At 59.4% G+C, this 7378-nt stretch carries 7 protein-coding genes; 1 reads left to right on the top strand and 6 read right to left on the bottom strand.

Annotated elements, in window-relative coordinates; genetic code table 11:
- Nucleotides 1–495: 495 nt before the first annotated feature.
- From R4P70_RS28050 to R4P70_RS28030, 5 genes are all read right to left on the bottom strand, one after another.
- Nucleotides 496–1365, bottom strand: a complete 870-nt coding sequence (locus tag R4P70_RS28050; protein ID WP_317832851.1) for a MaoC/PaaZ C-terminal domain-containing protein — start codon at nucleotides 1363–1365, stop codon at nucleotides 496–498.
- A complete protein-coding gene (locus tag R4P70_RS28045) occupies nucleotides 1365–2561 on the bottom strand; it encodes a CoA transferase (protein ID WP_317832850.1) in 1197 nt (398 codons plus the stop codon). The genes R4P70_RS28050 and R4P70_RS28045 overlap by 1 nt, the downstream gene beginning before the upstream one ends.
- A 90-nt stretch (nucleotides 2562–2651) precedes the next feature.
- Complete coding sequence (locus R4P70_RS28040; protein ID WP_317832848.1) at nucleotides 2652–3347, bottom strand: nitroreductase; 696 nt, start codon at nucleotides 3345–3347, stop codon at nucleotides 2652–2654.
- On the bottom strand, nucleotides 3340–3471 hold the full coding sequence (locus R4P70_RS28035) for a hypothetical protein (RefSeq protein ID WP_317832846.1): 132 nt from the start codon (nucleotides 3469–3471) through the stop codon (nucleotides 3340–3342). The genes R4P70_RS28040 and R4P70_RS28035 overlap by 8 nt, the downstream gene beginning before the upstream one ends.
- Entirely contained in the window at nucleotides 3468–4970 is a 1503-nt protein-coding gene (locus tag R4P70_RS28030) for an ABC transporter substrate-binding protein (protein WP_317832844.1), read from the bottom strand. Before R4P70_RS28030 ends, R4P70_RS28035 begins: the two co-directional genes overlap by 4 nt.
- 147 nt (nucleotides 4971–5117) lie before the next feature.
- Here R4P70_RS28030 and R4P70_RS28025 point away from each other — a divergent pair, with 147 nt between their 5' ends.
- On the top strand, nucleotides 5118–5726 hold the full coding sequence (locus tag R4P70_RS28025) for a TetR/AcrR family transcriptional regulator (protein WP_221743048.1): 609 nt from the start codon (nucleotides 5118–5120) through the stop codon (nucleotides 5724–5726).
- A 240-nt stretch (nucleotides 5727–5966) separates the two neighbouring features.
- Here the strand turns inward: R4P70_RS28025 and R4P70_RS28020 are convergent, their stop codons facing one another.
- Nucleotides 5967–7352 carry an aldehyde dehydrogenase family protein gene (locus R4P70_RS28020; protein ID WP_317832842.1) on the bottom strand — a complete coding sequence of 462 codons (1386 nt, stop codon included), beginning with the start codon at nucleotides 7350–7352 and terminating at the stop codon, nucleotides 5967–5969.
- Between the last annotated feature and the right edge of the window lie 26 nt (nucleotides 7353–7378).

Below are 7378 nucleotides of genomic sequence, written 5' to 3'. Positions count from 1 at the left end.
TCACTCGACGGTCCCGATCTGTAGGGAACCCCTCGGATCGGCAGCTGTGTGGCGACCTGTTTCTAGTTCGACACCACCAGGGATGATGCTTCACTGGCACGTATCGGTCGTCCCGACGAATTGACCTACCTCATTCCAGAAGGTCGGGTGAGGCAGTTCGCGAACGAGTTTCCTTCGGATGACGTCCATGGATGCCACCGGATAGAGCGCACTGCATCGTGCACCTTATTTCCCCGTCCTTGGTTACGGGTTCACCCGCAATTACCGCTATCGAAGGACGGGAAGAGACATGACCGGCGAGGAAACACGGTACGAGTTCACTGAGATAAAGGCGATCCGCGGCACTGAGTCGAAAACGATCACAAGCAAGCAGCAGGCAAACATGTATAGCCGCCAGTATCTGTCGAGCAGTCATAACCGGTCAGCGGAAACCGATCATAGGCTGCGAGTAGCACTCTTGAGCCGGCGTTGTCGACCAGAGACGTATGTTGCGCATTAGACGAGCATCATACGGCCGTGTGTCATCACAGGTACATCGCCGCGCTCCGGGCAGGTGGCGAAGAACCAAAGCGTAGAGCCCTCGTTCCAGGCCGAGATTCGTAGGCTGTGACCGGGCAACACATAGCTCGAGAAACGAGCATCGAAACTGCCTACCCGTACGGTATTCCCACCCAGCATCTCATCCACCAGTGCCTTGCCGACAATCCCGTATGTCGCTAATCCGTGCAGGGTGGGCCGCTCGAAGCCTGCCTGCCGAGCGAAGACTGGATCCACATGAAGGGGATTTCGCCCGCCGTTCAGTCGGTACAGCAGGGCTTGATCCGGACGGGTTGTTCGATGGATGACCATATCTGGTGCGCGGTCGGGCAATACTGTTGGCGTTTCGGTCGACGGGGTCTTCTTGCCATGCCCGCCTTCGTCTTTGGCCCATATGCTTGTTTTACTGGTCCAGTAGGGCTCTCCGCTCGCTGTCATTGCGAGGGATTCCATTTCGATGACGGCGGCGCTTCCTCGATCCGACACGTTTGTCATGCGCGTTGTAATCATGGCGGAGTCTGCGGGAGCGACTGGACGGTGAATAACCAATTTCTGGCCTGCATGCAGGAGTTTCGCGGGCGCAACGTCGATTCCTGGTAGCGCCGTCGTATGCGGAGTGCTCGGCGCCGAGATCCCTTTTCCTGCAACCATTGCGAAGGTGGGAAGTACTTGCAGATTTCGCTCGTAAACCCAGCGTTGTTCGGTGAGGTCGGTTGGATCGGATCCTGCGCCTATGCTCAGGTGGTACAGCAAAACGTCCTGTTCGGTCCATTGCAGGCGCTGAACGGTGGGTCTCGCCGAAAGTGCGGCTGCGACGTCGATCGGCATCAGATCACTTTTGCGGACCGTAGTTCGGCGAGGTCCTCGTCATCGAATCCGAGCAGGGTTCGGTAAATTTCGTCCGTGTGGGCGCCCAATGCGCATCCGAGCGTTTCGATGCGACCCGGCGTCTCGCTGAAGTGCGGTAGCGGTGCAACCATCGAAATTTCGCCGAAATCTGGATCCTCGACATCGACAATGGTGCCCCGCTCGCGGTAATGGGGGTTGTTGGCGATGTCGGCGACGTTCATGAGGGGAGATGCAGGAATGCCTACCGCACTGAGGATCTCGGTTGCTTCATCGGCATTCTTCTCTGCTGTCCACTCGCCGATGATCTTGTAGAGGTATTCGGGGTTCTCCGCGCGCGCGGCGCGCGTAGCGAAGCGCGGGTCGTCGGCAAGATCGGGTCGGCCCAAGACCTGTGCGAGGCGGCGGAACAGCGGATCGGTTCCCGCGTGCACAGCAATCCGGCGGCCGTCTGCGGTATCGAAGTCGCTCGCCGGAACCAATGCCGGATTACGGTTACCGCTTCGCTCCCGGATCATGCCATTCGAAGAGTAGGACAGCAGCGCATCCTCACTGGCCCGGAACCCTGCCTCGTAGAGTGAGGAGTCGATGATTTGCCCCCGTCCACCGTTGGCGTCTCGGTGGTACAGGGCAGTCACTGTGGCGAAAGCAGTCAGGTAGGCGGCCATATAGTCGATCATCGCGAATCCTGTTCGCACCGGCGGGCGGTCGGGTTCACCGCTCACATAGGTGAGCCCGGAGAATGCGCTTGCGATCCGGTCGAATGCACCCCGATCTCGATAAGGTCCGGTCAGACCGTAGCCGGTGACGAAGACGAAGACGCCGTGCGGATTGACTGCTTGCATCGACTCGGGGGACAGTCCCCATTTTTCGAGCGTGGGCAGGCGGTGATTGCTGACGACCACGTCGAACTGGGGGATGAGTTCACGCAAAATTTGCTGCCCTCGGGCCTGTCTCAGATCGAGGGTGACGGACTTTTTGTTTCGCCCCTCCTGCGCCCACTGCAGTGAGCGGTTTCCCGGGGTTCCAAGATTGCCACGCAGGAAATCGCCGGCGGTCGGCTCCTCGACCTTGACGACCTCGGCGCCGAAGTCGGCGAGGAATGTAGTGGCGACGGGTGCCGCGATAACCGAGGAGATGTCCAGGACTCGGATGCCTTCAAGGGGTAGTTCAGCCATGTTTTTCAGCGTCCTTCGATGTCGTGCCATGAGTGGGATTTTGTCGTCAGGTGTCTCGGATGGGCTCTCGTCTCGGCGGGTGGGGCCGAGTTAATGCGCCCACGAAGCTGCGTTCGCAACCGGTTCTCGAGTCGTCTGAAAGCCATTGGCGGGATGGTCTTCGTCGGCGTAGCCGAACGAGATTGCGCAGACGATCTTGCGGTTGTTGTCCAGTCCCAAGAATTCGCGGATGAACTCGGCGTAGCCGGCCAACGCTGCCTGAGGGATGCAGGCGACACCGAGGCTCTCCGCTGCGAGCAGGAATGTCCCGACATAGAGTCCGCAGTCCACCGCGCCATACACACCGAGGGCGTCCTCAGTGGTTATCACTGCGACGTGAGGGGCTCCGAAAAATTCGAAGTTCTTCATCGCTTGTCCTACTGACGCGACACGGTCACCTGGCTCGATGCCCAGAGCGCCGTAGAGCTGGGCCGCACAGTGTCGTCGCCGGGCGCGATACTCACCTTCGTATGCATGTGGGAACGGAAAGTCCGGTTGACGTGGTCCACTACGCACGTGTTGGACTAAGCCACGCCGAAAACGCTCGGTAGCGTTTTTGCTTGTGATGGTGGCGTGCCAAGGTTGGGTGTTGCACCACGATGGCGACTTCTGTGCCATCTCGAGAATTCGCTCGACGATATCGGTGGGAACTGGCTCCGGGCGAAAGGCGCGGCAGCTTCGTCGGTCCTGCAGAATCGCGTCCAGGACTTCGGGACGTCCCGTGGTGTGGAGCTCCGAATCAGGCACTGAGCCAAGCCTTTCCAAAAAGCATGATGGAGTCCATGCTTGGTTCGATACCGTGAACGCCGGCCGCCCACAGAGTGAAAGTCGGCGCCGCGCCGAGCGTGACGAACGGGACGGTCTCGTTCACCAGGCCCTGAAGTTCTTCGAGCAATTCTCGACGTGCATCCGAGTCTGCAGCTGTTGTCTGAAGCTGAGAGAGCAAGGCGTCCATGCGTGGGTTCGAATATCCCAGGCCAGGTAGTTATTGTTGGACGTACTGTTCAGTGCTGATGTCAGTTTGTTGACGGGTGCGGCAGCGGGCAAGCTGATGCCGGAATAGCTGAGGTCGTAGTCGTGCGCGACGTTGAGTCTTTTGGTTACATCGCCGGCACTGTTCTCCAGCTCCAGTGTCACTGTGAAGCCCACAGCTTGGAGCATCGACTGCACTGCGAGTGCAGTGGTCTGCGATTTCGCTGCGGCGATGCCCAGAAACGATAAGTGTCCGTCGTATCCGTCGCTCTTTGCCTCGTCGAGGAGTCGTTTCGCAGCCTCGGGGTTGTACTCCAGTCCGCTGACTTCACCGTGCAGCGGGGACCACTCGGGGAAGATCGAGGATCCGGGCAGGCCAGCGCCTTTGTCAACGCGTTCGTTGAAGGTGTCCAAATTGACGGCGTGAGCAATGGCTTGACGCACGCGAACATCGGTACCGGGGCGACCTGGACGGTTGTTGATCATGACGACGCTGGCGAGGGGCACCGTCTCGATATAGCCGGGATAACCCTCCGTCCGGGCGCGCTGTACCGCCTCAGAGGAACGGATGAATCCAACTTGGACATCGTTCGCGTTGAGGGCCTCAATCTTTTCCGTATCTCCGGTCAACCCGACGAAGCGCAGAGCATCCAGATATGGCTTTCCGTCCCAATAGTCCGGTCTTGCCGTGAGTCGGAGTTCCTCATTTGGCCTGAATTGGTCAATTGTGAAGGGTCCGGCTCCGATGGGAGTGAATTGCTCACTTGCGACCGAGCTCGCGGAGACGACCATGCCGTAACCGCTGGCGAGTGTTGCGGGAAACTCTGTCCACGGCTGTTTCAGCGTGAACGCGATCGAGCGAGGTCCCGAGGTTTCCGCGGACGCGACATTCGACTTCCATAGTTGGCTTCCGGGGCCGTTTGCGTTGGTGTATCGGTCGATGCTCCACATCACCGCGGCTGCAGTCACATCATTTCCGTCGCTGAACGTAACCTCGTCGCGTAGTTGCAGGACCCACTGCAACCCATCCGATGACACAGTCAATGACTTGGCCAAGTGTGGGACGAACTTGCCGGAAGTGGGCTCATAGCGCATCAGAACGTCGTAGATAGCCGCCATTTCATTGCCACCGGTCGCGCCCAGCGCCGGGGTCTTAGCCGGGTCGAGGTTGGTGACATTGGAATAGGCGGCCATCGTCACGGTGCCGCCGCCGGTGGGTTCGGTGGATGTTTGCTGCCCGCCGACGATCCCATTATCGACAGCTCCCTTGGGTGTTTCCGTCAGATCCGCGCCGCTGGAGTCGCACGAGGCCAAGAGTGTCATCGTCAGCAGGGCGATGCCGATCGTCAATCGAGTGGATCGAGCACCGCTGCGTCGAAGCGGCAAGAACACGCGCATGGATCCTCCAGCCTGTGAACTAGCATAATGTTACTAACGAAACGCTAACAGTAATCGCGTTCCATCACAAGGATTTTCGACCGCTTGGATCAGGGCCAAGACCAGGCTCGCGAACTGTTAGCGTTATTTCGATCCAGAGGAGGGGTGATGACCGAATTGCAGAATTCTGAGGACAACCGTGGCTCACGCAGGTCTCGCGACCGGAAGGCAACTGAACAACGGATGCTCGATGCCGTGACGCGACTGCTTGAGCGCGACGGTGTGCTGGCAGGTATCAACCTCCGGGAGGTGGCCGACGAAGCTGGTGTCAATCGCGGCCAGGTCTACCAGTACTTCGGTTCGAGAAGAGGTCTACTTCGTGCTGCAATCGCCCAGCACAGCTGGGGAGAAGCCGCGATCTTCCAGGCCGACCGCGCGCTACCGTTCACGCAGAGGCGCGCGCGTGTGCTGAAAGAGACGATCCGTGCACAAGAAGCTTTGCAGCTTACCGCGCTTCTCGTGCTCGACGGAGATCCTGACGTACGGCTGTTCCCTCAGCTGGATCGCAGCAAAGCCAATCTCGAGCGCGATCAGAAAGAAGGTTATCTACATCCTGACCTCGATCCGGTCGCAGCTCACGTCATGACTGCCGCAATGAACTACGGCTACACCATCTTTCGTGAGCAGATGAGCCGCGAGACAGGTATTCCTGTAGAACAGCTCGACGAGCGCGTCACCGAGGTGGCAGTCCGTATGCTCAGGGGTCTGTCAAAATGAGCGACTGCGCATTCTCCCCTTATCCGGGATCCGCTAAAGATCGTGAGTTACTGCTTATGTCGACCCAATTCACAAATATCCTTGTCTCTCAGGCACTGGTGCCGGTGTGAGCCACTCCGGCTGATCGAACCTTTCCGCACCCTGATCGGTGAGCGAGAGACATGTCAATTCCACTGGAGGATGAGCGGATTCCAAATTTGGGGCCGCTCGTTGTGAGAGCGACCCCAAATGCTTTGTGATTCAGGAAATATGCTTGACACTGATGACACGGGTTTGTAAGAAGTCCTCGATGCCCGCGAGACCGCCTTCTCTGCCGAAGCCGCTGGATTTGGTACCACCAAACGGCAACTCGACCTCCAACGCGTTGTGTTGGTTGACCCACACCGATCCGGCGTCTATCCGCTCGGCGACTGCGGTCGCCGCGGCTTCGTCGGCACCCCATACCGATGCTCCGAGTCCGAATTCCTGGGCATTGACCGTCGCGATCACTTCGTCCAGGCTGTTGTAGGCGACTACGGGGAAGACCGGACCGAACTGCTCCAACGCCACGATTTCGGCGGAATCGTCGACGTCGCGGACCAGTGTCGGTTCGAGGAAATAGCCTGGCAGGTCGGTGCCGGGTTTTCCGCCGGCCACGATTGTGGCACCACCGGCCACTGCTTTGTCGAGCAGTCCCTGCACGAAGTCGAGTTGGGCTTTGTTGTGAAGAGGACCCGTCGTCGTACCGGGTGCGAGGCCGTCACCCACGGTGAGCCTGGCCATGAGTTCAGAGAATACCTGGCAGAATTCGTCCACCTTGCCTGCCGGTACGTAGGCGCGCTTGGGTGCGACGCACATCTGTCCGGCATTGAAGAAGGCCGAGTTCACGAGAAATTGTGCAGTGGAGGCGATATCGGCGTCTTCGAGCACGATCGCCGGGTCGTTGCCGCCCAGTTCGAGAGTGACCGGTGTGATGGACTCGGCTGCTTGTTTCATGATCAACTTGCCGACTCCGGTGGACCCGGTGAAGGTGACCTTGCGAATCAGGGGGTGTTCGACGAGTGCTTTGCCGATAGCCGGCCCGCCGTGGACGACTTGAATCACGCCCTCCGGCAGAATCGCGGCAAGGACCTCGACGACCTTGTCCACCACCAGGGATACGGACTCGGCCGGCTTCACGACGACGGTGTTGCCGGCGGCGAGCGCTGGTGCGATCTTCGCGACCATCAGAAAGACCGGGAAATTCCACGGCACGATAGCGGCGACAGTCCCGAGCGGCACCCGTTGTATCCGGGCGGTTCGTCCCGCGACGTCGGGTCCGAATTCCTCGTCAGCCCACTCGATCTGAGCCGCGTGCGTGAAGTTTTTCGCGCTGATCCACATCTCGCCGCCGGCTTCGGTGGCCGTCTTGCCCTGTTCCTTGACCAGCAGGGGCACGATCTCGGTGCTCTTGCGTGTCAGCTCGAGCGCGCAAGAGTGCAGCAACTCTTGCCGGTATGTGCGGTCGGTTTTCCACTGTGTGAAGGCTGAGCCCGCGTTCCGGACGGCCTGATCCAGCTCCTCCTCGGTCGTGATCGGAATACGCCCGATCTCCTCGAGCGTGGCGGGATTGATCGATACGAGTTCGTTCATCGTCTGTTCTCTCATCGTCGTGACTCTCATCGTGTGCCAGC

Source organism: Rhodococcus sp. IEGM 1241, assembly GCF_033142365.1.
Classification (GTDB): Bacteria; Actinomycetota; Actinomycetes; order Mycobacteriales; family Mycobacteriaceae; genus Rhodococcus_F; species Rhodococcus_F erythropolis.
This window is presented reverse-complemented; position numbering and strand designations above follow the sequence as displayed.

Excerpts from the sequence above, each read along its gene's own strand:
- R4P70_RS28025 (WP_221743048.1), top strand. The coding sequence starts at position 5,118 with ATGACCGAATTGCAGAATTCTGAGGACAACCGTGGCTCACGCAGGTCT.
- R4P70_RS28030 (WP_317832844.1), bottom strand. The coding sequence starts at position 4,970 with ATGCGCGTGTTCTTGCCGCTTCGACGCAGCGGTGCTCGATCCACTCGA.
- R4P70_RS28020 (WP_317832842.1), bottom strand. The coding sequence starts at position 7,352 with ATGAGAGAACAGACGATGAACGAACTCGTATCGATCAATCCCGCCACG.
- R4P70_RS28045 (WP_317832850.1), bottom strand. The coding sequence starts at position 2,561 with ATGGCTGAACTACCCCTTGAAGGCATCCGAGTCCTGGACATCTCCTCG.
- R4P70_RS28050 (WP_317832851.1), bottom strand. The coding sequence starts at position 1,365 with ATGCCGATCGACGTCGCAGCCGCACTTTCGGCGAGACCCACCGTTCAG.